Annotated in this window: 36 protein-coding genes; 8 read left to right on the top strand and 28 right to left on the bottom strand. The window is 62.6% G+C overall.

Translation table 11 applies throughout. The annotated features are described in order from the left end of the window. Positions 1-77: 77 nt before the first annotated feature. The 6 genes from gpt to K8M09_RS06870 all read left to right on the top strand — a co-directional run bounded on the left by gpt (position 78) and on the right by K8M09_RS06870 (position 3,800). Positions 78-575 (top strand): xanthine phosphoribosyltransferase, encoded by a 498-nt coding sequence (gene gpt / locus K8M09_RS06895; RefSeq protein WP_160784662.1) that lies wholly within the window; start codon positions 78-80, stop codon positions 573-575. Between the two features lie 168 nt (positions 576-743). Continuing rightward, complete coding sequence (locus K8M09_RS06890; RefSeq protein ID WP_160784663.1) at positions 744-1,325, top strand: hypothetical protein; 582 nt, start codon at positions 744-746, stop codon at positions 1,323-1,325. A 125-nt stretch (positions 1,326-1,450) separates the two neighbouring features. Then, positions 1,451-2,443: an endonuclease/exonuclease/phosphatase family protein gene (locus K8M09_RS06885; protein ID WP_160784664.1), complete on the top strand. Its 993-nt coding sequence runs from the start codon at positions 1,451-1,453 to the stop codon at positions 2,441-2,443. Positions 2,444-2,503: 60 nt separating this feature from the next. Then, positions 2,504-2,668, top strand: coding sequence for a hypothetical protein (locus K8M09_RS06880; protein WP_170299399.1), 165 nt, complete (start codon positions 2,504-2,506; stop codon positions 2,666-2,668). 12 nt (positions 2,669-2,680) lie between these two features. Beyond that, positions 2,681-3,316, top strand: a complete 636-nt coding sequence (locus K8M09_RS06875) for an alpha/beta hydrolase family protein (RefSeq protein ID WP_160784665.1) — start codon at positions 2,681-2,683, stop codon at positions 3,314-3,316. Between the two features lie 169 nt (positions 3,317-3,485). Further along, on the top strand, positions 3,486-3,800 hold the full coding sequence (locus K8M09_RS06870; RefSeq protein ID WP_160784666.1) for a DUF1883 domain-containing protein: 315 nt from the start codon (positions 3,486-3,488) through the stop codon (positions 3,798-3,800). A gap of 2 nt (positions 3,801-3,802) precedes the next feature. Here K8M09_RS06870 and K8M09_RS06865 read toward each other — a convergent pair whose 3' ends face one another. After that, a complete protein-coding gene (locus tag K8M09_RS06865; RefSeq protein WP_160784667.1) occupies positions 3,803-5,110 on the bottom strand; it encodes a replication-associated recombination protein A in 1,308 nt (435 codons plus the stop codon). Continuing rightward, complete coding sequence (locus tag K8M09_RS06860) at positions 5,107-6,519, bottom strand: DegQ family serine endoprotease (RefSeq protein WP_160784668.1); 1,413 nt, start codon at positions 6,517-6,519, stop codon at positions 5,107-5,109. The genes K8M09_RS06865 and K8M09_RS06860 overlap by 4 nt, the downstream gene beginning before the upstream one ends. A 200-nt stretch (positions 6,520-6,719) precedes the next feature. Here K8M09_RS06860 and msrP point away from each other — a divergent pair, with 200 nt between their 5' ends. Continuing rightward, positions 6,720-7,661, top strand: coding sequence for a protein-methionine-sulfoxide reductase catalytic subunit MsrP (msrP, locus tag K8M09_RS06855; protein WP_160784669.1), 942 nt, complete (start codon positions 6,720-6,722; stop codon positions 7,659-7,661). After that, on the top strand, positions 7,661-8,320 hold the full coding sequence (gene msrQ / locus K8M09_RS06850; RefSeq protein WP_160784670.1) for a protein-methionine-sulfoxide reductase heme-binding subunit MsrQ: 660 nt from the start codon (positions 7,661-7,663) through the stop codon (positions 8,318-8,320). Before msrP ends, msrQ begins: the two co-directional genes overlap by 1 nt. Position 8,321: 1 nt before the next feature. Here the strand turns inward: msrQ and K8M09_RS06845 are convergent, their stop codons facing one another. From K8M09_RS06845 to rplD, 26 genes are all read right to left on the bottom strand, one after another. Next, positions 8,322-9,491, bottom strand: a complete 1,170-nt coding sequence (locus tag K8M09_RS06845) for a GGDEF domain-containing protein (protein WP_160784671.1) — start codon at positions 9,489-9,491, stop codon at positions 8,322-8,324. Between the two features lie 158 nt (positions 9,492-9,649). Further along, positions 9,650-10,075, bottom strand: coding sequence for a 50S ribosomal protein L17 (gene rplQ, locus K8M09_RS06840; RefSeq protein ID WP_160784672.1), 426 nt, complete (start codon positions 10,073-10,075; stop codon positions 9,650-9,652). 45 nt (positions 10,076-10,120) lie between these two features. Next, entirely contained in the window at positions 10,121-11,131 is a 1,011-nt protein-coding gene (locus K8M09_RS06835; protein WP_119258414.1) for a DNA-directed RNA polymerase subunit alpha, read from the bottom strand. A gap of 100 nt (positions 11,132-11,231) precedes the next feature. After that, entirely contained in the window at positions 11,232-11,621 is a 390-nt protein-coding gene (gene rpsK / locus K8M09_RS06830; RefSeq protein ID WP_023513823.1) for a 30S ribosomal protein S11, read from the bottom strand. A gap of 244 nt (positions 11,622-11,865) precedes the next feature. Then, a complete protein-coding gene (gene rpsM, locus K8M09_RS06825) occupies positions 11,866-12,234 on the bottom strand; it encodes a 30S ribosomal protein S13 (protein ID WP_160784673.1) in 369 nt (122 codons plus the stop codon). A gap of 229 nt (positions 12,235-12,463) precedes the next feature. Then, positions 12,464-13,048 (bottom strand): adenylate kinase, encoded by a 585-nt coding sequence (locus K8M09_RS06820; protein WP_160784674.1) that lies wholly within the window; start codon positions 13,046-13,048, stop codon positions 12,464-12,466. Beyond that, positions 13,045-14,385, bottom strand: coding sequence for a preprotein translocase subunit SecY (gene secY / locus K8M09_RS06815; RefSeq protein WP_160784675.1), 1,341 nt, complete (start codon positions 14,383-14,385; stop codon positions 13,045-13,047). The genes K8M09_RS06820 and secY overlap by 4 nt, the downstream gene beginning before the upstream one ends. A gap of 315 nt (positions 14,386-14,700) precedes the next feature. Further along, the gene (gene rplO, locus K8M09_RS06810) at positions 14,701-15,180 is read right to left on the bottom strand and encodes a 50S ribosomal protein L15 (protein WP_160784676.1); all 480 of its coding nucleotides are present in this window, start codon (positions 15,178-15,180) and stop codon (positions 14,701-14,703) included. An 11-nt stretch (positions 15,181-15,191) separates the two neighbouring features. Next, entirely contained in the window at positions 15,192-15,395 is a 204-nt protein-coding gene (gene rpmD, locus K8M09_RS06805) for a 50S ribosomal protein L30 (protein WP_064329863.1), read from the bottom strand. A 13-nt stretch (positions 15,396-15,408) separates the two neighbouring features. After that, complete coding sequence (gene rpsE / locus K8M09_RS06800; protein ID WP_119258420.1) at positions 15,409-15,975, bottom strand: 30S ribosomal protein S5; 567 nt, start codon at positions 15,973-15,975, stop codon at positions 15,409-15,411. Between the two features lie 125 nt (positions 15,976-16,100). Beyond that, a complete protein-coding gene (gene rplR / locus K8M09_RS06795; RefSeq protein WP_119258421.1) occupies positions 16,101-16,463 on the bottom strand; it encodes a 50S ribosomal protein L18 in 363 nt (120 codons plus the stop codon). 12 nt (positions 16,464-16,475) lie between these two features. Then, positions 16,476-17,009: a 50S ribosomal protein L6 gene (rplF, locus tag K8M09_RS06790; RefSeq protein ID WP_160784677.1), complete on the bottom strand. Its 534-nt coding sequence runs from the start codon at positions 17,007-17,009 to the stop codon at positions 16,476-16,478. A gap of 42 nt (positions 17,010-17,051) precedes the next feature. After that, the gene (rpsH, locus tag K8M09_RS06785) at positions 17,052-17,450 is read right to left on the bottom strand and encodes a 30S ribosomal protein S8 (protein WP_064329860.1); all 399 of its coding nucleotides are present in this window, start codon (positions 17,448-17,450) and stop codon (positions 17,052-17,054) included. A 12-nt stretch (positions 17,451-17,462) separates the two neighbouring features. Next, positions 17,463-17,768 (bottom strand): 30S ribosomal protein S14, encoded by a 306-nt coding sequence (rpsN, locus tag K8M09_RS06780; protein WP_119258423.1) that lies wholly within the window; start codon positions 17,766-17,768, stop codon positions 17,463-17,465. A 33-nt stretch (positions 17,769-17,801) separates the two neighbouring features. Beyond that, complete coding sequence (gene rplE, locus K8M09_RS06775; RefSeq protein WP_160784678.1) at positions 17,802-18,359, bottom strand: 50S ribosomal protein L5; 558 nt, start codon at positions 18,357-18,359, stop codon at positions 17,802-17,804. After that, complete coding sequence (gene rplX / locus K8M09_RS06770; protein WP_024270443.1) at positions 18,352-18,663, bottom strand: 50S ribosomal protein L24; 312 nt, start codon at positions 18,661-18,663, stop codon at positions 18,352-18,354. The genes rplE and rplX overlap by 8 nt, the downstream gene beginning before the upstream one ends. Before the next feature lie 12 nt (positions 18,664-18,675). Further along, the gene (gene rplN / locus K8M09_RS06765) at positions 18,676-19,044 is read right to left on the bottom strand and encodes a 50S ribosomal protein L14 (protein WP_119258425.1); all 369 of its coding nucleotides are present in this window, start codon (positions 19,042-19,044) and stop codon (positions 18,676-18,678) included. Positions 19,045-19,279: 235 nt separating this feature from the next. Beyond that, the gene (rpsQ, locus tag K8M09_RS06760) at positions 19,280-19,516 is read right to left on the bottom strand and encodes a 30S ribosomal protein S17 (RefSeq protein WP_160784679.1); all 237 of its coding nucleotides are present in this window, start codon (positions 19,514-19,516) and stop codon (positions 19,280-19,282) included. Positions 19,517-19,529: 13 nt separating this feature from the next. After that, positions 19,530-19,730, bottom strand: a complete 201-nt coding sequence (rpmC, locus tag K8M09_RS06755) for a 50S ribosomal protein L29 (protein ID WP_024270441.1) — start codon at positions 19,728-19,730, stop codon at positions 19,530-19,532. Between the two features lie 12 nt (positions 19,731-19,742). After that, the gene (rplP, locus tag K8M09_RS06750; RefSeq protein WP_119258428.1) at positions 19,743-20,156 is read right to left on the bottom strand and encodes a 50S ribosomal protein L16; all 414 of its coding nucleotides are present in this window, start codon (positions 20,154-20,156) and stop codon (positions 19,743-19,745) included. 38 nt (positions 20,157-20,194) lie between these two features. Then, on the bottom strand, positions 20,195-20,926 hold the full coding sequence (rpsC, locus tag K8M09_RS06745) for a 30S ribosomal protein S3 (protein WP_117372289.1): 732 nt from the start codon (positions 20,924-20,926) through the stop codon (positions 20,195-20,197). Continuing rightward, entirely contained in the window at positions 20,926-21,315 is a 390-nt protein-coding gene (gene rplV / locus K8M09_RS06740; RefSeq protein ID WP_023514179.1) for a 50S ribosomal protein L22, read from the bottom strand. Before rplV ends, rpsC begins: the two co-directional genes overlap by 1 nt. A 2-nt stretch (positions 21,316-21,317) precedes the next feature. Further along, positions 21,318-21,596: a 30S ribosomal protein S19 gene (gene rpsS / locus K8M09_RS06735; RefSeq protein WP_023517272.1), complete on the bottom strand. Its 279-nt coding sequence runs from the start codon at positions 21,594-21,596 to the stop codon at positions 21,318-21,320. Positions 21,597-21,611: 15 nt separating this feature from the next. Beyond that, entirely contained in the window at positions 21,612-22,448 is an 837-nt protein-coding gene (gene rplB / locus K8M09_RS06730; RefSeq protein ID WP_160784680.1) for a 50S ribosomal protein L2, read from the bottom strand. Positions 22,449-22,479: 31 nt separating this feature from the next. Then, a complete protein-coding gene (locus K8M09_RS06725; protein ID WP_117372286.1) occupies positions 22,480-22,773 on the bottom strand; it encodes a 50S ribosomal protein L23 in 294 nt (97 codons plus the stop codon). Beyond that, complete coding sequence (gene rplD / locus K8M09_RS06720; protein ID WP_160784681.1) at positions 22,770-23,390, bottom strand: 50S ribosomal protein L4; 621 nt, start codon at positions 23,388-23,390, stop codon at positions 22,770-22,772. The genes K8M09_RS06725 and rplD overlap by 4 nt, the downstream gene beginning before the upstream one ends. Between the last annotated feature and the right edge of the window lie 11 nt (positions 23,391-23,401).

Here is a 23,401-nt window from a genome sequence, read left to right as displayed (position 1 = left end):
CCGGGCGGCGATTTCCTTGACCGGCGACTTGCAGTAGAGAGGAGGAATCTTCTTTTTCCGCCTATCAGGAGCCCGTCATGTCGCTGCCCGACAAAGCCTTCCCCGTATCCTGGGACCAGTTCCACCGCGACGCACGGGCGCTCGCCTGGCGGCTGGCGGATGGCGACCGCGAATGGAAGGCGATCGTCTGCATCACCCGCGGCGGCCTCGTGCCGGCCGCCGTCATCTCGCGCGAACTCAACATCCGTCTGATCGAGACGGTCTGCGTCGCCTCGTACCACGACTATGTCTCGCAGGGCGATATGCATGTCCTGAAGGGCATCTCGCCGGAACTCACCCAGCACGGTGGCGAAGGCATCCTCATCGTCGATGACCTCACGGACACCGGCAAGACGGCCGCGCAGGTGCGCGCCATGCTGCCGAAGGCGCATTTCGCCGCCGTCTACGCCAAGCCGAAGGGCCGCCCGCTGGTCGATACCTTCGTGACAGAGGTCAGCCAGGACACCTGGATCTATTTCCCCTGGGACATGGGCTTCACCTATCAGGAACCGATCGCCAAAGGCCCGCGTAGCTGAGCGGCGAAAGCTCGAAAACGATTCAAGGCCACGCGGCAACGCGCTGATTTGATGATCATTAAAGGCCGGTGGACGCGGGAACCGCATCCGCCGGCTTAATCTTTCCGCAATCCGTCTAAAAGATACTCCTTATCCGCGCATCGGCGTTGCCGGGGAGGACAGGCATTCATGCAGCATAGAAGGCGGATATTTCCGGCGATCCTCATCGCCACCGTCCTTCTCTTCGGTCCCGCCGGGGCCGAGACGGATATCCGCACCGCGGCCGTCGCGGACTATATCGAGGCCAATGTCCGCCCCTGGCTGGACGAGCCGGCAATCATCAATGCGATCCTTGCGCAGAACGGCGCCCATGCCAGGCTCGGCAAGGCCGGCATCGAGATGCTCGACGCACGCTGGCGGGCGGAGCTTTCCAGCACGACGCGCCCGATGATCGAGGCCCAGCTTTCCAATCCCCTCTCGCTCTACCTCAAGGGCCGGCAGCGCGCGGCCGAGGGCGTGATCACCGAAATCTTCGTCATGGACAATCGCGGCCTCAATGTCGGCCAGAGCGATATCACCTCCGACTACTGGCAGGGCGACGAGGCGAAATGGCAGAAGAGTTTCGGCGGCAGCGTCCTCTATATCGAGGACGCGGGGCGGGACGAATCGACCCAACTCATGCAGTCGCAGGCAAGCCTTCCCATCCGCGACCCGAACACGGGCGCGGTGATCGGGGCAATCACCGTCGGCATCAATCTGGACGCGCTCTGAACAGGTAGCCCCGGCACTTCCGCTTTCCACCGTCATTGCAGCATCGGCATGTGCGCGGTACATGCAGGTCTCCCGCTACGGGAATCGATCCGGCCCGCATTCCCGCACAGCAGAAGGAACAGTCGATGCCGACAGACCGCCGCCGGGGACCGCTCGACCTCGCCTATCGCGTCCTCGTCCTGCCGGGCGTCATCGCCTATCTCTTCGCCGTCAGCATCGTCGTGCTGGCCGCCGACCGGTTCTGGCTGGTCGATCTTCTCACCTTCGCCTGGCCCTATGTGGGGGCGGCGGGCATTTTCCTGGTGCTTGCGGCACTGGTGACGCGGCGCATGAAGGCCATCGTGATCGCCCTTGCCGGCCTCGCCATCGCGACTATTCCGGCCTTCGACGTGCCGACCGCCCGCCCCGCCACGGCGGGAACCGGCCTGAAGGTGCTCACGGCCAATCTCTTCGTGGAAAATGTGGAAGACCTCGCTGTCTTCATCGACCTGCTGCGCCGGGAAAAGCCCGATATCGTCGTCTTGCAGGAGACCACGGCTGCCTGGGCGCAGGCGATTTCCGCATCCGGACTCTACCCCTTTGAAAGCAGCACGCAGAGCCGCGAGCAAGAGAACCTGAAAGTGTTCTCAACCCTCCCCATCCGCGCGGAAAGCGCGCTGCAACGCGCCTTCACCGAGAAATATGCCCACAAGCACCCGCTCCGGCTCGAACTCGACCTCAACGGGCGTCCGCTCTTCCTCTATGCTTTTCATCCGGAAACGCCGCGCCGGCTCTGGCAATGGCGCGACCGCAACGCCTATCTGGCTGCCGCCGCCGATGCGATCAAGGGCGATCTCCAGAAGGCGCCGGTCATCGTCGCGGGCGACTGGAACACGCCGACATGGTCGCCCTTCTTCCGCGGCTTCCTCAAGCAGGCGGGCCTTACCTCCACGGCGGGCGGCTGGTTGCAGCCGGTCACCCGCTTCTCGATGCGGCTCGACACCATCGCGTATATCGGCGCATCGATCGACCATATCGCGGTCTCTCCCGATATCCTGCTGCACGAACGCCGTGTCGGCCCCTATTTCGGGTCGAACCACCTACCGGTCATCGCCGAACTCTCGCTGCCCCAGACGTAAAGCCCTCGCCTCCACGGAAAAGCGTCCTATATTGAATGGGAACGACAAAGGGAGATGACGATGGCGACGGACAAGAACAGCCCGAAGGCCTCGCTGGAAAAGGAACGGGCCAGCAGGAAAGAGAAAAGCCCCAAGGCTGAGCAGGACGCCTATCTCGATCAGGCCTTGAAGGAAACCTTTCCCGCCAGCGACCCGATTGCGCCGGGCGACGTCAACGACGACTGAAACAGGGCAGGCATGACCCCACCCTTCCTCTTTACCGGCCCGCAGGATGCCCCCGTCACCCTGCTGCTTGCCCATGGCAGCGGCGCGCCGATGGATTCGCCCGCCATGAACGCCGCAGCCGCCGCGCTTGCCGGCGAAGGCCTGCGCGTCGCCCGCTTCGAATTCGCCTACATGGCCGCACGGCGCGCGGACGGCAGCCGCCGACCGCCGCCGAAGGCCGAGACGCTGAACCCGGAATTCCGCGCGGCCGTCGCCGGCCTTGGAGCGAGCGGCAAGCTCGTCATCGGCGGCAAGTCCATGGGCGGGCGCGTCGCCAGCATGGTTGCCGACGCGCTTCATGCGGAAGGCTGTGTCGCCGGCCTCCTGTGCCTCGGCTATCCGTTCCATCCGCCGGAAAAGCCGGCGCAGCTTCGCACCGCGCATCTGATGACGCTGTCGGTGCCGGCCCTGATCTGCCAGGGCACGCGCGACCCCTTCGGCACCCGCGAGGAGGTGCCGGGCTACGGCCTGCCGGAACGCATCCGTTTCCTCTGGCTGGAAGACGGCGACCACGACCTGAAGCCGCGCAAGAGCATTTCCGGCTTTTCCGCCGCCGACCACCTCGCCACCATGGCGAAAACCGTGCGGACCTGGACGCAATCGCTCTGACCGGCGCAGCCGCGCCAATCTCGGACAATGAATCAAGTCGCTGCCGGATCGAATCCGCTTTTCCCGGCAAAGCATTGAAAGAATACAGCTATTTCTAGTGACGAAGGAAGGGAACGTTAACCGGTCCATGCCATCATATTAGCGAAACACCAGATAGTCCGGACGGTTCATGGCGCACAACTTTTCCTACACGCACTACGATCTCGACATGCAGCGCAGCGGCACGGTGATCGAGATCACGCTTTCGGCCATCGCCAATGTGCGGCTGATGACCCATGCCAATTTCGACCTCTTCAAGAATGCGCGCCAGCACAAGTTCCTTGGCGGCGTTGCCAAGCAATCGCCGATCCGGCTGCAGATCCCGCAAAGCGGCCACTGGCATGTGGTGGTGGATATGGAGGGTCATGTCGGCAAGGCGGAATCCTCGATCAAGATGGTGCCGCAGGCCCCGCAGAAGCCCGCCCCGCGCTTCGGCGCCGCCTGACCTCAGCCGCGTTCCCGCCGCAGCTTCGCCCACCATTCCAGCCGCTTGCGCAGCTCCCGTTCGAAACCCCGCTCCGGCGGATCGTAGAAGGTGCGCCGGCCCATCTTTTCCGGGAAATAATCCTGGCCGGAAAAGGCATCCGGCTCGTCGTGGTCGTAGCGATAGCCGTCCCCATAGCCCTCGCCCTTCATCAGCTTGGTCGGCGCGTTGAGGATGTGCTTCGGCGGCAGAAGCGAGCCATTCTCCTTGGCCGCGCGCATGGCGGATTTATAGGCCGTGTAGACGGCGTTGGATTTCGGAGCGGTCGCGATATAGACGCAGGCCTGCGCCAGCGCCAGTTCCCCTTCCGGCGAGCCGAGGAAGTCGTAGGCATCCTTGGCCGCGTTGCAGACGACCAGCGCCTGCGGATCGGCAAGGCCGATATCCTCGACCGCCATGCGCACCATGCGGCGGCACAGGAACAGCGGGTCCTCGCCAGCATCCAGCATGCGGGTGAGATAGTAGAGCGCGGCATCGGGATCGGAACCGCGCACCGCCTTGTGCAGGGCGGAGATGAGATTGTAATGCCCGTCCTGCGACTTGTCGTAGACCGGCGCGCGGCGCTGCACGATACGGAAGAGATCGTCCTGCCCGAAGGTTTCGCCGGCGCGCGCCGCCCGCCACACTTCCTCGGCCAGCGTCAGCACCGCCCGCCCGTCGCCATCGGCCATGCGCAGCAGCGAGGCGCGCGCCTCCTCGTCGAGCGGAAGAGGCTTCTCCTCGACAGCCTCCGCGCGTTTCAGAAGCTCCTCCAGGCTCTCCTCGTCATGCGGCTTGAAGGTCAGCACACGGGCGCGGGAAAGAAGAGCGGCATTCAGCTCAAAGGATGGATTTTCCGTCGTGGCGCCGACGAGCACGATGGTCCCGTCCTCCATGACGGGCAGGAAACTGTCCTGCTGGGCGCGGTTGAAGCGATGGATCTCGTCGACGAAGAGCAATGTCTGGCGACCGCCCATGCGGCGCTGGCGGGCGGCTTCGAAAACCTTCTTCAGATCGGCGACGCCGGAGAAGATCGCGGAAATCTGCTCGAAAGCCAGTCCTGTCTCCCCGGAGAGCAGCCGTGCGACGGTCGTCTTGCCGGTGCCGGGCGGTCCCCAGAAGATCATCGAGCCGAGCGAGCCGGCCTCGATCATGCGCGAAAGCACGCCGTCCGGCCCGGTCAGGTGCGCCTGACCGGAGACCTCGCCCAGCGTGCGGGGGCGCAGGCGGTCGGCCAGAGGCCGCTTCGCCGCCATGCCCTCCGGTTCACGCGGGGCGAAAAGGTCGCTCATCGGAAGAACTGGCGGATGCGCTGGCCGTCACGCTCGATCTCGACGCGCCAGATGGACGGGTCTTCGCCCACGAGTGCGGCGAGCGTTTCGGTTGAGGTGACCGCCGTGCCGTTCAGCTCGATGAAAATATCGCGCGGCTGGAGACCGATGCGGGCGGCAGGGGAACCGCGATTGACCTCGGTCACCACAACGCCGCTCGTCGTGCCGTTGGTCGGCATGCGCAGCTCCTCGGCGACGCGCGGCGAGAGATTGGCGACCACCGCGCCGGAAAAGGGATTGCGGCCCTCGATCAGCCGTTCGTCGCGCGGTGTCGTTTCGGGCGCGCGGTCGAGGGAAAGCGTCAGTTCCTTCTCCTTGCCTTCGGCGATGACCGTGATTCGCGCCGTACCGCCGATGCCGACCGTGGTGAGGCGATAGCCGAGCGCATCGGGATGCTCGACGGCAATGCCGTTGACGGCGGTGACGATCTGGCCCGGCTTCATGCCCGCCTTCTCCGCCGGGCTGCCCGGCAGCACCTTCGATATAAGCGCGCCGCGCGCCCGGTCGAGGCCGAGCGCCTCGGCGACTTCCGAGGTAACGGCATCGAAGGTCGCGCCGACGAAGGGACGGTCGAAGCTGGCGCTGCCGTTTTCGGCGCTGGCCACGAAGGTCTTCACCAGATTGGCGGGAATGGCGAAACCGACGCCGTTGGAGCCGCCGCCGCGCGAGAAGATGGCGGTGTTGATGCCGATCAGCTCGCCGTTCATGTTGATGAGGCCGCCGCCGGAATTGCCGGGATTGATCGAGGCGTCTGTCTGGATGAAGAAGCCGAAATCGCCCGAACGCACCTGGTTGCGGGCGAGCGCCGAGACGATGCCGCTCGTCACCGTCTGGCCGACGCCGAAGGGATTGCCGATGGCGAGCACAAGGTCGCCGACCTCGACCGCGTCGCTGTCGCCGAGCGGCAGCGCCGTGAACGCGGTATCCGCCTTGCTCACCTTGATCTTCAGCACGGCCAGATCGACGCGCTCGTCCTTCAGCACGACGGTGCTTTCATATTCGCGCCCGTCCGCCAGCGCGACCTTGATGTCGCTGGCTCCTTCGATGACGTGGTTGTTCGTCACGACGATGCCCTTGGTGCCGACGATCACGCCCGAGCCGAGCGAGGACTGCTTCTCGCTGCGATTGGGCATGCGCTGGCCGAAGAATTCCTCGAAGAAGGGATCGCCTTCGAAGATCGAGCGGCGCTCCACCACGCGCTCGGCATAGACGTTCACCACGGCGTTCTCGACCTGCTTGACGAGCGGGGCGAAGGAGAGCTGCATTTCGGTGCGCGATTGCGGCACGGCGCGATCCTCAGCCATGGCGGGCACCGCCAGCGCGAGGGCGGCGACAAGTGGAGCGGCAAGCAGGATGCGGACGTTCGGCATGGACGAGTCTCCTTCGTTTCTGCGTAACGATCAGATAGGATTTCGCAGGAAAAAAGGCAAACCGCACAGTCTTTCGCTCGCGCCGGCTCACGCCGCGCGCACGAAAAAGTGGTCGCCCGCAAACTGGCCCGGCCGTTGAAACACCACAGGTCTTCTTTACCTTCTCGTCAGGCAAGCAACCGAACGGATCGAGTCCCGCCATGTCCCTCTATCGCCCGCCCCGCATCGCCGCATCGCAGATCACGCCGGAAAGCTGTTTCCTCAATCGCCGTTCGTTTCTCGCGACAGCCGCCGGCGGAGCGCTTGCCGCGCTCGGAACGCCGGCCTTCGCGGAGGCGCTGAAGGCATCGAAAAGCCCCTATGCGGTCGATGAGGCGCTGACGCCGGAAAAGGACGTGACTGGCTACAACAACTTCTACGAATTCGGCATGGGCAAGGGCGATCCGCTGGCCAATTCGGAAAAGTTCAAGCCGACACCCTGGACGGTGAAGGTCGATGGCCTCGTCGGCAAGCCGAAGGAATTCGGGCTGGAAGAGCTGCTCGCCATGCCGCTCGAGGACCGGATTTACCGCATGCGCTGCGTGGAGGCGTGGTCGATGGTCGTTCCCTGGGTCGGCTTCCCGCTCGCCGCGCTGCTCGACAAGGTGGAGCCGCTGGGCGATGCGAAATACGTGGCCTTCGAGACGGTCGTGCGGCCGGAGGAGATGCCCGGCCAGTCCGGCTATTTCCAGTCCCTGCCCTGGCCCTATGTGGAAGGCCTGAGGCTGGACGAGGCCCGCCACCCGCTGGCGATCCTCGCCGTCGGCGTCTATGGCAAGACGCTGCCGAACCAGAACGGCGCACCGATCCGGCTCGTCGTGCCGTGGAAATACGGCTTCAAGGGCATCAAGTCGATCGTCAGGATCACGCTTACCGACAAGCAGCCGCCCTCCACCTGGAACCTTTCCGCCCCCGGGGAATACGGCTTCTACGCGAACGTCAATCCCGAGGTGGACCACCCGCGCTGGAGCCAGGCGAGCGAGAACCGCATCGGCGAAGGCGGCTTCTTCGGCGCAAACCGCCGGCCGACACTCCCGTTCAACGGCTATGCGGACGAGGTCGCCGGTCTCTATTCCGGCATGGACCTGCGGGCGAACTACTGATGGCGACCCTGCCCGCCCTGCCCCGCAAATATCACGCGGCCTCGATCTGGCTGCTCTACGCCATCGGCCTGCTGCCGGCCGCCTACGGCTTCTGGCTCGGCGCGACGGGCCGGCTGCCCGGCAATCCGGTCAAGGAATTCGAGCACCTGCTCGGCCTGTGGGCGCTGCGCTTCCTTGTCGCGACGCTGGCGATCACGCCGCTGCGCGACCTTACCGGCATCAACTGGATCCGCTACCGCCGCGCCCTCGGCCTGCTGGCCTTCTGGTACGTGCTGATGCACCTTCTCACCTATATGGTGCTCGACCAATATCTGAACGTCGCCGCGATCCTCGCGGATATCGCAAAGCGCCCCTTCATCACCATCGGCATGGCCGCCTTCCTCATGCTGGTTCCGCTGGCGCTGACATCCAATGGCTGGTCGATCCGGCGGCTGGGGCCGCGCTGGGTGAAACTGCACCGGCTCGTCTATCTTATCGCCGCGGCCGGGGCGCTGCATTTCGCCATGTCGGTCAAGGTGGTCGGTCTCGAACCGTGGAGCTATATTGCGCTGGTCGTTCTGCTTCTCGCCTATCGGCTGATCCGGCCGATGACCCGCCGGAAGAAGCGCGGGCGGCCGGACGGCGCAGCAAGCCTCCAGGGCAGCGCCCGTTCGGCCTGATCTATACCCGGAACAATTTCACGCCCGTCTGCTCCGGGACCTCGGCCGCGCTGCTGACGACCCGGTTGCGGCCACGGCTCTTGGCGAGATAGAGCAGGCGGTCGGCGCGGCTGATCGCATCGTGGATCGTGTGATCCCCGGCAGCCGTGACGGCAACGCCGAAGCTCGCCGTAATCGAGCTGTCGATACCGATGCGCCCGAGATCGCGCCCGGAAAGGGCGATGCGCACGGTGTTCGCCAGCGTATGCGCGTCCTGCAGGCGGCAGTTCGGCAGATAGGCGATGAATTCCTCGCCGCCGAATCGCGCGACGGCCAGTCCCGGCCAGGACAGCGTGTTCAGCAGGGCCGCGACCTCGCGGATAGCCTCGTCACCGGCCGCATGGCCATAGCGGTCGTTGACCGACTTGAACCAATCGATATCGGCGACGATGATGGCCGCCTCCGCCTTCGGCGCGCGTGCGCCCTCGCCGACGAGTTGCTCGAAGCCGCGACGGTTCAGAAGGCCGGTCAGCGGGTCCTCCTCCGAAGCCTTTCTATGCCGTTCGACGATCCGCAGCGCGACGGAAGCCAGCGCCGTCAGGGCCATCACCAGCGCGCCGATCGTCGCCGTGACCTGCATGACATAGGCATAGGTCGAACCGATGAACGCCCCCATGGCGGGCAGGCCGGCCATGAAGAAGAAGACCATCGTGCGCACGGTCGTTTCCGCGATGACGAATCCCACGGCGCCGAAGAGCACCCGGTCGATCCGGCTGTGCGAACGCCGCCAGGAGGCCAATATCGCGATCAGCAACAGCGTGCTGCAGGCGATGTCATTGATGAAAAGCTCGAAGCGGAGGCTTTCACCGACCAGAACGGCCAGAGAGGTACTGGCATAGGCAACGGCGACCACGCCAAGACGAACGGCCATCAGCCGCCGCGCGGCAAAATGCGTGACCAGCGCCTGGCTGTAGAGGAAGAAGGCCGAAAGGAAGGCGGCATCCGCCGTCATCGCCACGACGGGTATGGGCACCACGACCTCGAGGAGCGGCACGAGGAAGCCGACGGCCGCGCAGAGATAGCCCGCACCCCAAAGCAGCGCGGCACGATTGCCGAAGCGCCCGACGACGAGGAAGGCGACGCCGAACAGGGTGAGAACCACCGGCAGCAGGAATGCGAAATTCTCGCCCATCACCCAAATCCGATTAGACCGCGGGAAATGCTATCCCCGAGGGCTGAAAACAATGCCTAGAGACATGGTTTCCAAAACCTTGATCCGGCGCCGCGGGCAAACAAAAAGCCGGGTGCGAGGCACCCGGCTTCATGGCATTCGGAAGAATGCTTATCGTATCAGGCAGCTTCGGCAGCGGCTGCTTCAGCAGCAACGCGAGCCTTGTCGGCAGCGCCCTTGGCATCGACGTCGCGGTCAACGAATTCGATGACTGCGAGCGGGGCGTTGTCGCCGTGGCGGAAGCCGGCCTTCATGATGCGCAGGTAGCCACCGTTGCGGTTGGCATAGCGGCTTGCGATCGCGTCGAAGAGCTTCGAAACGACAGCAACGTCGCGGATCTGCGAGATCGCCTGACGGCGAGCGTGCAGGTCGCCGCGCTTGCCGAGGGTGACGAGCTTCTCGACGATCGGGCGAATTTCCTTCGCCTTCGGCAGCGTCGTTACGATCTGCTCATGCTGGATGAGCGAAGCAGCCATGTTGGCGAACATCGCCTTACGGTGGCTGGCGGTACGGTTGAGTTTGCGACCGGAATTCTGGTGGCGCATCTCGGTTCTCCTTCACATGCAGGCAGGTAGCCTGCCGTTTGATGGTTAGTATTGGTCTTCGTAGCGCTTGGCGAGATCTTCGATGTTCTCCGGCGGCCATGCGGGCACTTCCATGCCGAGGTGCAGGCCCATGGAAGCGAGAACTTCCTTGATCTCGTTGAGCGACTTGCGACCAAAATTCGGAGTGCGAAGCATTTCGGCTTCGGTCTTCTGAATGAGATCGCCGATGTAGACGATGTTGTCGTTCTTCAGGCAGTTCGCCGAACGGACCGAAAGTTCCAGTTCGTCGACCTTCTTGAGGAGCGCCGGGTTGAACGCCAGTTCCGTGACCGATTCTTCCTCGGCTTCCTTCTGCGGTTCGTCGAAGTTGACGAAGACCGAGAGCTGGTCCTGGAGAATACGGGCCGCGAACGCGATCGCATCTTCGCCGGTGACGGAACCATCGGTTTCGATGGTCATCGTCAGCTTGTCATAGTCGAGAACCTGGCCTTCACGGGTGTTTTCCACCTTGTAGGACACTTTCTTGACCGGCGAGTAGAGGCTGTCGACCGGGATGAGGCCGATCGGCGCGTCTTCGGAGCGGTTACGGTCGGCCGGGACATAGCCCTTGCCGTTGTTGACCGTGAACTCCATGCGGATTTCCGCGCCCTCGTCGAGGGTGCAGATCACGTGGTCGGGGTTCAGGATCTCGATGTCGCCGACCGTCTGGATATCACCAGCGGTTACGACGCCCGGACCCTGCTTGCGCACGACCATGCGCTTGGAATCGTCGCCATCCATCTTGATGGCGATTTCCTTGATGTTGAGCACGATATCCGTCACATCTTCCCGGACGCCCGGGATGGAGGAGAACTCGTGCAGGACGCCGTCGATCTGCACGGCGGTAACAGCCGCACCGCGCAGCGACGACAGGAGCACGCGACGCAGCGCGTTGCCGAGCGTCAGGCCGAAGCCGCGCTCCAGCGGCTCTGCTACAAGGCTTGCCTTGGTGCGGCCGGAGGAGGTGAACTCCACCTTGTTCGGCTTGATCAGTTCCTGCCAGTTTTTCTGGATCATATGTTTTGCCTTCCGTTCGCCGCCACCATCCAATCGTGACGGCCGAGCCCCGAAGAACCGCGGAAGCCGGATGGCCTCCACGGTCGTTTGAAGTCGATGATCAGACGCGGCGCTTCTTGCGCGGACGGCAACCGTTGTGCGGGATCGGGGTCACGTCGCGGATGGACGTGATCATGAAGCCGGCAGCCTGGAGGGCGCGCAGAGCCGATTCGCGGCCGGAACCCGGACCGCAGACTTCGACTTCCAGCGACTTCATGCCGTGTTCCTGGGCCTTCTTGGCGCAGTCTTCGGCAGCGATCTGGGCCGCGAACGGGGTCGACTTGCGCGAACCCTTGAAGCCCTTTGCACCGGCGGACGACCAGGCAATCGCGTTGCCCTGTGCGTCGGTGATGGTGATCATCGTGTTGTTGAACGAAGAATTGACGTGAGCAACACCCGAGGTGATGTTCTTGCGTTCGCGACGGCGAACGCGTGCGGCTTCCTTGGCCATGGGTAGTCCTTTCGTTGATCTCGACACCGCCGTAATTCCAGCGGCTCCACCGGGCCGGGACGAATCCCCTGCCCTGAACAGTATTTGCAGACAGGCCCGAAAGCGTCCGTCTGCGGCGATATCGTCACTGCCGTAGCACCAGCAGCTCCACCGACCGGGACCCTTGATGAAAGACAAGGCCCCGCTCGAAACTCAAAAGAGGCCGGCGCGAAGCGCCAGCCTCCCGTTCCCCGTTTCCGGGAAATTACTTCTTCTTGCCTGCGATGGCCTTGGCCGGGCCCTTGCGGGTGCGGGCGTTGGTGTGCGTGCGCTGGCCGCGAACCGGGAGGCTACGGCGATGACGCAGGCCACGGTAGCAACCGAGGTCCATGAGACGCTTGATGTTCATCGAGGTTTCACGACGCAGGTCGCCTTCGACCTGGTAGTCGCGGTCGATGGTTTCGCGGATCTGCAGGATTTCTGCGTCCGTGAGCTGATGCACGCGACGATCAGCCGGGATACCGACCTTCTCGATGATTTCCTGTGCAAACTTCGGGCCGATCCCGTGGATATAGCGGAGCGCGATGACAACGCGCTTTGCGGTCGGGATGTTGACGCCAGCGATACGTGCCACGCCTGTTCTCCTTGCTTCCAGTTGCCATCCGGCAAGTGGTTTTCTTCACTTGAAACGGCCTCAAGGCCGTGTCGCTCAATCTGATGTTCGGGACATGTCGAAAACGACCGAACCCGGACTTCGTTCTTGGAAATCCGCGCCGATCGCAATGGTATGTCGCGAGTTGGCGCTGTCTTAAGGGGAATCGGCCGAAAAAGTCAACTCCCCGGCCGTCCTTTTTAACCTGATATCAGGCGTTCTCGAGGATTCCCGCAATCTCTGCGGTCACCTTGTCGACATTGGCCATGCCGTCGACCGTCTGAAGCTTGCCCGTCGAAGCGTAGTAATTCGACAGCGGGGCGGTCTTCTCGCGATATTCCGTCAGGCGGCGCTTGAAGGCCTCGGGATTGTCGTCGGAGCGAACCGTACCGCCGGCGGCGATCGTTTCGGCCACGCGATTCTCCATGCGCCTGACCAGCGCATCCTCGTCGACCTTCAACTCGACGACGGCATCGAGCGCGATGCCCTTGCCGGCGAGGATCTGGTCGAGGGCTTCGGCCTGCGGAACCGTGCGCGGGTAACCGTCGAGGATGAAGCCCCGGGCGCAGTCCGGCGAATCGATGCGATCGGAAACGATTTCGTTGACGATGGCATCGGAAACGAGCTGGCCGGCATCCATGACAGCCTTGGCGCGCTTGCCGACATCCGTGCCAGCAGCAACGGCCGCCCGCAGCATGTCACCGGTGGAAAGCTGCGGAATACCGTACTTCTCCGTCAGGAGCTTGGCTTGAGTCCCCTTGCCAGCGCCCGGCGGTCCCAGAAAAATCAGTCTCATCGTCCCCTCTTTCCTCCACGCAGCTTCGACTTCTTGATCAGCCCCTCATACTGCTGAGCAATCAGGTGACCCTGTATCTGTGCTACAGTATCCAGGGTCACGCTGACAACAATCAAAAGCGACGTACCACCAAGGTAGAACGGCACGCCGGTCTGCGCGATCAGGATTTCCGGAAGAATGCAGACGAACATCAGGTAAGCCGCGCCGATGACCGTGATGCGGGTCAGCACGTAGTCGATATATTCGGCGGTGCGCTCGCCCGGGCGGATGCCGGGGATGAAGCCGCCGTGCTTCTTCAGATTGTCGGCCGTGTCCTTCGGATTGAAGACGATGGCGGTGTAGAAGAAGGCGAAGAAGGCGATCATGGCGGCGTAGAGCACCATGTAGAGCGGCCTGCCATGGCCGAGCGCCGCGATGGCGGACGTGGCCCAGGACGGCAGCTCCGCCGTGTTGGAGAAGCCCGCCAGCGTCGCCGGCAGCAGCAGCAGCGACGAGGCGAAGATCGCCGGGATGACACCCGCGGTGTTGAGCTTCAGCGGCAGGTGCGAGGTATCGCCCTGGAACATGCGGTTGCCGACCTGACGCTTCGGATACTGGATCAGAAGGCGGCGCTGGGCGCGTTCCACGAAGACGATGAGCGCGATGACGCCAACGGCCATGACGACGACGGCGATGATGACGCCGATCGAGAGCGCGCCGGTGCGGCCGAGTTCCAGCGTGCCGGCAAGGGCATGCGGAAGGGCGGCGACGATGCCGGCGAAGATGATCAGCGAGATGCCGTTGCCGATGCCGCGCGAGGTGATCTGCTCACCGAGCCACATCAGGAACATGGTGCCGCCGAGCAGCGAGATGACGGTGGAGATGCGGAAGAACCAGCCCGGATCGTTGACCAGCCCTGCCCCGCTCTCGAGGCCCACCGCGATACCGTAGGCCTGCAGCGTGCCGAGCAGCACCGTGCCGTAGCGGGTGTACTGGTTGATGATCTTGCGCCCCTGCTCGCCTTCCTTCTTGAGCTGTTCCAGCGAGGGAACGACCGAGGTCATGAGCTGCACGATGATCGACGCGGAAATATACGGCATGATGCCGAGCGCGAAGATCGCCATGCGCTCGACGGCGCCGCCGGAGAACATGTTGAAGAGGCCGAGAATGCCGCCCGACTGGCCACGGAAGGCCTGGGCGAAGGCATCGGGGTTGAGGCCCGGCAACGGGATATAGGTGCCGAGACGATAGACGAGCAGCGCGCCCAGCGTGAACCAGAGACGCTTCTTCAGATCTTCCGCCTTGGCGAAAGTCGAGAAGTTGAGATTAGAGGCGAGTTGTTCCGCTGCCGAAGCCATGCATTTCTCCGCGTAGCCGATCCGGCGGCGGTGAAGCCCGGCCAGGTCCGGAATGGCTGATCCGTTGGCACCTGCGGCCAGCCCTCCCCGGACCGACGACGCCGATGCTGAAATTGGTCGTGCCCTTCTGCCATGCGGCAAATCGGGCGGATGGAGCCTAAACCGGTTGAAACGCGGATTGTCAAGCAATCCCGGCCTCACCCTGGTTTTTTGTCCGGACAACAGCGGGGATAAGAATCCGGGCCGTCGTTGTGAGGCTCACATATGGGAGCAAAATCGCCCGGTGTGAAGCACACCGGGCGATCATTTGTCGAATTATTCTGCGGCTTCCGCTGCTGCGACCAGCAGCTTCACCGAACCGCCAGCCTTTTCGATCTTCTCGATCGCCGGCTTGGAGGCACCGGCGACTTCGAAGGCAACCTTGGCCTTCAGTTCGCCGTCGGCGAGGATGCGCACGCCGTCCTTTTCGCGGCGGATGACGCCGGCAGCCTTGAGAGCAGCCGCATCAACAGTCGCCTTGGCGTCGAGCTTGCCGGCATCGATTGCCTTCTGGACGCGGTCCAGGGAAACGATGACGAAGTCGGACGCGAAGATGTTGTTGAAGCCGCGCTTCGGCAGGCGACGGTAGATGGGCATCTGACCGCCTTCGAAGCCGTTGATGGCGACGCCCGAACGGGCCTTCTGACCCTTGACGCCGCGACCACCGGTCTTGCCCTTGCCAGAGCCGATACCGCGACCTACGCGCTTACGGCTCTTCGAAGAACCTTCGTTGTCCTTGATTTCATTGAGCTTCATGATCTATCCCCTCACTTCTCTTCGACGACGCGAACGAGGTGCTGGACGGCACGGATCATGCCGCGGACAGACGGGGTGTCTTCCAGCGTGCGAACCCGGTGCATCTTGTTCAGGCCCAGGCCGACCAGCGTGGCGCGCTGGATGGCCGGACGGCGGATGGGGCTGCCGATCTGCTCGACAGTCACCGTCTTCTTGGCGGTTTCTTTCTTAGCCATGGATCAGTGCTCCTTATTCTTCAGCGGCAACGCCAGCCGACTGACGACGAGCCTGCAGCGTGGCGTACTTCATGCCGCGCTGAGCTGCGATGTCCTTCGGATGCATCTGGCTCTTGAGAGCGTCGAACGTCGCGCGGATCATGTTGTACGGGTTCGAGGAACCGGTCGACTTGGCGACGACGTCATGAACGCCGAGCGTTTCGAAGACGGCGCGCATCGGACCACCGGCGATGATACCGGTACCGGCCTTGGCCGAACGAAGCAGAACCTTGCCGGCGCCGTGGCGGCCGTGCACGTCATGGTGCAGCGTGCGGCCCGAGCGCAGCGGGACGAAGATGAGGTCGCGCTTGGCGGCTTCGGTGGCCTTCCGGATCGCTTCCGGAACTTCACGAGCCTTGCCATGGCCGAAGCCTACGCGGCCCTTCTGGTCGCCGACGACGACGAGAGCTGCAAAACCGAAACGACGGCCGCCCTTGACGACCTTCGCGACGCGGTTGATCGCGACGAGCTTGTCGACAAACTCGCTGTCGCGCTCTTCGCGGTTCTGGCGGTCGTCACGACCGCGCTTTTCCTGTGCCATTGTCCTTTTCCTTTTTCTTTTCCGGGTGCAATCGGCAGATTGACGAAAGTCGCCTCCATTTCATGAATGGAAGCGACCGATACCCTGAGCTGATCGGCGGGCGCCCTGGAGCGCCCGACCGGAGATCAGAAGTTCAGACCACCTTCACGGGCTGCGTCGGCAAGAGCCTTGACGCGGCCGTGATAGAGGAAGGCGCCACGGTCGAAGACGACGTCCTTGACGCCGGCCTTGACAGCGCGCTCGGCAATGAGCTTGCCGACGGCAGCGGCTGCTGCCGTGTCGGCGCCCGTCTTCAGCGACGAGCGCAGATCGGTGTCGAGCGTCGAAGCGGCGGCAAGGGTCTTGCCGGCAACGTCGTCGATGACCTGTACGTAGATGTTCTTCGACGAGCGATGAACCGACAGGCGCGGACGGCCATTGGCGACCGCCTTGATGGAACGGCGCACGCGGTTGGCGCGGCGCACGAGAGCTTCTTTAGTGCTAGCCATTTCGCGTGATCCTTACTTCTTCTTGCCTTCCTTGCGGACGATGCGTTCTTCCGCATACTTGACGCCCTTGCCCTTGTAGGGTTCGGGGCCACGGTATTCGCGGATTTCGGCAGCGACCTGGCCGACCTGCTGCTTGTTGATGCCGGACACGATGATTTCGGTCGGCTTCGGAACAGCGATCGTGATGCCTTCCGGCGTCTGGTAGACGACGTCATGGCTGAAGCCGAGCGCGAGCTGCAGGTTCTTGCCCTGGAGCGACGCACGGTAACCGACGCCGTTGATTTCGAGCTTGCGCTCGTAGCCGTCCTTCACGCCCTTGAAGATGCCTTCGATCATCGTGCGGGACATGCCCCACTTCGAACGAGCGTCCTTGGACTGGTTGACCGGCTGGACGACAACGGAGTTGTCTTCGAGCTTGACCGAAACTTCGTCATTGGCGACGAAGAACAGTTCGCCCTTCGGGCCCTTCGCGGTGACCTTCTGACCGTCAACGGTCGCGGTGACGCCAGCGGGAACCGGAACGGGCTTCTTACCGATACGAGACATTGTTTTATCCTGTCTGTTCGTTATGGAGATCCATGCCCTGTCTTAGAAGACAGAGCAAAGAATCTCGCCACCAACGTTCTGTTCGCGTGCCTGGTGATCGGCCATCACGCCCTTCGGGGTCGAAAGGATGGTGATGCCGAGGCCGTTCGCGACCTGCGGAATGGACTTGACCGAGACATAGACCCGGCGGCCCGGCTTGGAGACGCGGTCGATCTTGCGGATCACCGATGCGCCTTCGTAGTACTTGAGTTCGATGTTCAGCTCGGCCTTGCCGTTGCCGAATTCGACTTCCGAATATCCGCGGATGTAGCCTTCAGCCTGAAGGACGTCCAGGACGCGTGCACGCAGCTTGGAAGCCGGCGTGGAAACGCTGGACTTGCGGCGAGCGGCGCCGTTGCGGATACGGGTGAGCATATCGCCCAGGGGATCAGTCATTGCCATGTTCCCGTCTCCTTACCAGCTCGACTTGACGATACCCGGCACCTTGCCGAGATTGCCCAGTTCGCGAAGCGCAATACGCGACATCTTGAGTTTGCGATAGAAAGCGCGCGGACGGCCCGTGACTTCGCAACGGTTGCGAATGCGGGTCTTGGAGCCATTGCGCGGCATTTCGGCAAGCTTCAGGGTTGCCTTGAAGCGCTCTTCGATCGGAAGAGACTGGTTCATGATGACCGCCTTGAGAGCGGCGCGCTTGGAAGCCTGGCTGGCGACAAGCTTGCGGCGACGGTTGTTCTTTTCTACTGCGCTGGTTTTAGCCATAACAGTTATCCTTCTTTACGCTTGTCGTTACGGTCAGGCGCGGAACGGGAAGTTGAACTCTTTCAGAAGAGCCCGTGCTTCGTCGTCCGTCTTTGCCGTCGTGCAAACGATGATGTCCATGCCCCACATCTGATCAACCTTGTCGTAGTTGATCTCAGGGAACACAATGTGCTCCTTGATACCCATGGCGAAGTTGCCACGGCCATCGAAGGACTTCGGGTTCAGACCACGGAAGTCGCGTACGCGGGGCAGCGCGATGTTCACGAGGCGATCCAGAAATTCGTACATGCGGGCGCCGCGCAGGGTGACCTTCGCGCCGATCGGCATGCCTTCACGGACCTTGAAGCCCGCGATGGAGTTACGAGCGCGCGTGATGACCGGCTTCTGGCCGGCGATCGCTGCGAGGTCGGCAGCAGCAACGGTGGGCTTCTTGGAGTCCGCCGTGGCTTCGCCTACGCCCATGTTGATGACGATCTTGTCGAGACGCGGGATCTGCATCTCGTTGGCGAAGGAGAACTGCTCCTGAAGCGCCTTGCGGATACGCTCGACGTATTCCTTCTTGAGGCGCGGCTCATACTTGGTGTCAGCCATCGATCGACACTCCCGAACGCTTTGCTACACGAACCTTCTTGTCGCCTTCGACCTTGAAACCGACGCGGGTCGGCTTGCCGTCCTTGGGGTCGGCGATCGCGATGTTCGACAGATGGATCGAAGCTTCCTTGGTGATGATGCCGGCTTCCTGGGTCTGGGTCTGGCGCTGGTGACGCTTCACCAGGTTGATACCCTTGACGACCGCGCGGTCTTCCTTCGGCATTACCTGCACGACTTCACCGGTACGGCCCTTGTCCTTGCCGGTGAGTACGACGACTTTGTCGCCCTTGCGAATCTTTTGCATAGCCATCGCTCCTTACAGTACTTCGGGAGCCAGCGAGATGATCTTCATGTGGTTCTTGGCGCGAAGTTCGCGCGGAACCGGTCCGAAGATACGGGTGCCGATCGGCTCTTTCTTGTTGTCGATCAGGACAGCGGCGTTGCTGTCGAAACGGATGACGCTGCCGTCGGCGCGACGGATGTCCTTGGCGGTACGTACGACGACCGCCTTCATCACGTCACCCTTCTTCACGCGGCCGCGCGGAATAGCTTCCTTGATCGAGACGACGATAATGTCGCCGACCGAAGCGTACTTGCGCTTGGAGCCGCCCAGCACCTTGATGCACATGACACGACGTGCGCCGGAATTATCCGCGACGTCGAGGTTAGTCTGCATCTGAATCATGTCAGGTCGCCTTCTTGTTTTACCGGACCGGTTGGGTGTTAGCCCCCTGTTCCAGCTTATGGAAATTCATGTTTTCGCGCGGGATGGTGTGTTGCCAAGGTGGTTTCCACTTCGGCGAGCCGATGGACCTTCCGTGCGCTCAAAGCAAAAGAACGCTCGTGATTCCGAGCGTCCTTGCGCTGCTTCATACAGGATTTCGCGCCAGACGCAAGGGCCGGGCGCGAATTCTGATGATTTAAGCCTGGGCCGCTACAACGGTCCAGCGCTTGTCCTTGGAGATCGGCGCACATTCCTGGATGGAAACGACGTCGCCAACCTTGTACTGGTTGTTCTCGTCATGCGCCTTGTACTTCTTCGACCGGCGAACGGTCTTCTGAAGCAGCGGGTGAGCAAAGCGGCGCTCGACGCGAACGACAACGGTCTTGTCGTTCTTGTCGCTGACTACGGTGCCCTGCAGAATGCGTTTCGGCATATTTTTCTGGTCCTTAGGCCTTGGCTTCTGCCGCCTTCTGGCGGGCAATGGTCTTGACGCGCGCGATGTCCTTGCGGACTTCGTTGATACGCGAGGTCTTTTCAAGCTGGCCGGTGGCCTTCTGGAAGCGCAGGTTGAACTGCTCTTTCTTCAGCTTGGCAAGCTCTTCGTTGAGCTGGTCGGCGCTCAGCGCCTTGACGTCTGCGGCTTTCATGGCGCTCGCTCCTTACTCTGCAATGCGCTGTACGAAGCGCGTCTTGACCGAGAGCTTGGCCGAGCCGAGGCGAAGCGCTTCACGCGCGATTTCCTCGGAAACACCGTCGATCTCGAACATCATACGGCCGGGCTTGACCTTGGCTGCCCAGTATTCGACCGAACCCTTACCCTTACCCATGCGGACTTCCGTGGGCTTTGCGGTAACCGGGGTGTCGGGGAACACGCGGATCCACACACGGCCGGCACGCTTCATGTAACGGGTGATCGCGCGGCGGGCCGCCTCGATCTCGCGAGCGTTCACGCGGTTCGGTTCCTGAGCCTTCAAGCCGAACTCGCCGAAGGCGAGCTCGGAGCCGCCCTTGGCGACACCCTTGATGCGGCCCTTGAACTGCTTGCGGTACTTGGTACGCTTTGGCTGCAACATTTTTTTACTTCTCCGATATTGGCTGCCAAACGCGACTGTTACGCGTTTTCACGACGACGGTCGCCGCGATCGCCGCGTTCACGGCTTGCGGGACCCTGGCTGTCACTTTCGCTGGCGCGACGCTCAGAAGCCATCGGATCGTGCTCAAGGATTTCGCCCTTGAAGATCCAGACCTTGATGCCGCAGATGCCGAATGCGGTTTCGGCTTCAGCCGTACCGTAGTCGATGTCTGCACGCAGCGTGTGAAGCGGAACGCGACCTTCGCGGTACCATTCCGTACGGGCGATTTCCGCACCGCCGAGACGGCCGGCGCAGGTGATCTTGATGCCTTCGGCGCCAAGACGCATGGCCGACTGAACGGCGCGCTTCATCGCACGGCGGAAGGCCACGCGGCGCTCGAGCTGCTGGGCGATCGACTGAGCGACCAGCGTTGCGTCGACTTCCGGCTTGCGCACTTCAACGATGTTGAGGTGCGTTTCGGAATTCGTCATCTCGGAAAGCTTCTTGCGGAGCTTCTCGATGTCTGCACCCTTCTTGCCGATGATCAGACCCGGGCGAGCCGAGTGGATCGTGACGCGGCACTTCTTGTGCGGACGCTCGATGACGACCTTGGCGATACCGGCCTGCTTCAGCTCTTCCATGACGAAAGCGCGGATCTTCAGGTCTTCGTGGAGCAGCTGGCCGTATTCGGCGTTGTCGGCGAACCAACGGCTGTCCCAGGTACGGTTGATGCCGAGGCGGAAACCGATCGGATTAATCTTCTGGCCCATTATGCGGCCTCCCCTTTGGCTTCGACTTCACGGACGACGATCGTCAGATGCGAGAAAGGCTTCTCGATCCGCGATGCACGGCCGCGGCCACGAGCGGCAAAGCGCTTCATGACGATCGACTTGCCGACATAGGCCTCTGCGACGATCAGCGAATCGACGTCGAGGTCGTGGTTGTTTTCTGCGTTGGCGATCGCAGACTCAAGCGTCTTCTTGACGGTCTCGGCGCTACGCTTGCGCGAGAATTCAAGCTCGGCGAGAGCGCGGTCGACCTTCTTGCCGCGGATGAGCGCAGCAAGCAGGTTGAGCTTCTGGGGGCTGACGCGGATCGTGCGCGCGATAGCCTGCGCCTCGTTATCCTTCAGCCGACGTTCGGCTTTAGCCTTACCCATCGTTACTTCCTCTTCGCCTTCTTGTCCGCGCCGTGACCGTAGTAGGTCCGCGTCGGAGCGAATTCACCAAACTTGTGGCCGACCATGTCTTCGTTGACGGCCACCGGGATGTGCTTGCTGCCGTTGTAGACACCGAAGGTGAGACCTACGAACTGCGGCAGGATCGTGGAGCGACGGCTCCAGATCTTGATCACTTCGCTACGACCGCCTTCACGAACCTTCTCAGCCTTCTTGAGAAGATAGCCGTCAACAAACGGGCCTTTCCATACTGAACGAGCCATTCCTGACTACCTCTCTTACTTCTTCTTCAAGTGGCGCGAGCGCATGATGAACTTGTCCGTGGACTTGTTCGAACGGGTGCGCTTGCCCTTGGTGGGCTTGCCCCACGGGGACACCGGATGGCGACCACCGGAGGTGCGGCCTTCACCACCGCCGTGCGGGTGGTCGACCGGGTTCATGACGACGCCGCGGTTATGCGGGGTCTTGCCGCGCCAACGGGTACGACCGGCCTTGCCGTCGTTGATGTTGCCGTGGTCCGGGTTGGATACGGCGCCGACCGTTGCGAGGCAGGAGGCGTGAACCAGGCGCTGCTCGCCCGAGTTCAGGCGAAGGATCGCCATGCCCTGGTCGCGGCCGACGAGCTGGACGAAGGTGCCGGCGGAACGGGCGATCTGGCCGCCCTTGCCCGGCTTCATTTCGACGTTGTGAACGATCGAACCGACCGGGATGTACTGCAGCGGCATGGTGTTGCCGGGCTTGACGTCAACGGCCTTGTTGGAGGCGATGACCTTGTCGCCGGCTGCCAGGCGCTGCGGAGCCAGGATGTAGGCCTGCTCGCCGTCGGCATAGTTCACCAGAGCGATGAACGCGGTGCGGTTCGGGTCGTATTCCAGACGCTCGACCGTGCCCTCGACGTCGAACTTGCGACGCTTGAAGTCGACGAGACGGTAGGTACGCTTGTGACCGCCGCCGATGAAGCGGGCAGTGATACGACCAAGGTTGTTACGGCCGCCGCTCTTGGTGAGACCTTCGGTCAGAGCCTTTACGGGCTTGCCCTTGTAAAGGCCCGACCGGTCGACGATGACCAGCTGGCGCTGGCTCGGAGTGGTCGGATTGAAGTGTTTCAATGCCATTTTCTTGTTTCCTCTTTAGCCGAGTGCCCGATTAGAGCCCGGTGGAGACGTCGATGGACTGACCGTCAGCGAGCGTGACGATAGCCTTCTTGACATCTCCCTGCCGGCCGGCGAAGCCGCGGAAACGCTTTACCTTGCCCTTGCGGACGAGCGTGTTCACAGCCGTGACCTTGACGCCGAAGAGTGCTTCGACCGCAGCCTTGATTTCAGGCTTGGAAGCGCGCTTGGCAACGTTGAAGACGATCTGGTTGTTTTCGGATACCAGCGTCGACTTTTCGGTGATCGAAGGAGATACGATCACATCGTAGTGGCGAAGATCCGTCATTTGAACCGCTCCTCGAGGGCTTCTACAGCAGCCTTGGAGAGCACGAGCTTGCCGCGGCGCAGGATGTCGTAAACATTGATACCCTGGATCGGCAGGACATCCACGTTCGGGATGTTGCGTGCTGCGAGCTTGAAGTTGCCGTCAAGTTCTGCGCCGCCGATGAAGAGGGCATTGGTGAGGCCGAGCGAAGCGAATGCGCCGGCCAGAGCCTTCGTCTTTGCTTCTGCAGCAACGAGATCATCAATGATGATGACGTCGTCAGCCTTGATCTTGGCCGAGAGGGCGTGACGCAGGCCGAGCGCGCGAACCTGCTTGGGCAGGTCGTGAGCGTGGCTGCGGGATACCGGGCCGTGAGCCTTGGCACCGCCGCGGAACTGCGGAGCGCGAGCCGAATGGTGACGAGCGCGGCCCGTACCCTTCTGCTTGTACATCTTGGAGCCGGTGCGAGCGACTTCGCCGCGGGTCAGCGACTGGTGCGTGCCCTGCTGCTTCTTGGCGAGCTGCCAGCGGATGACGCGGGCAATGATGTCTTCGCGCGGCTCGAGGCCGAAGATCGCGTCGGAGAGGGAGACCTTGCCGGCGTCCTTCCCTTCGAGGGTCGTGACTTTGAGATCCATGATCAGGCTCC

It is taken from the genome of Shinella zoogloeoides (assembly GCF_020883495.1).
GTDB classification, from domain to species: Bacteria; Pseudomonadota; Alphaproteobacteria; order Rhizobiales; family Rhizobiaceae; genus Shinella; species Shinella zoogloeoides.
Note: the sequence above shows the minus strand (reverse complement) of the source record. Positions and strands in the feature narration are given on the sequence as shown.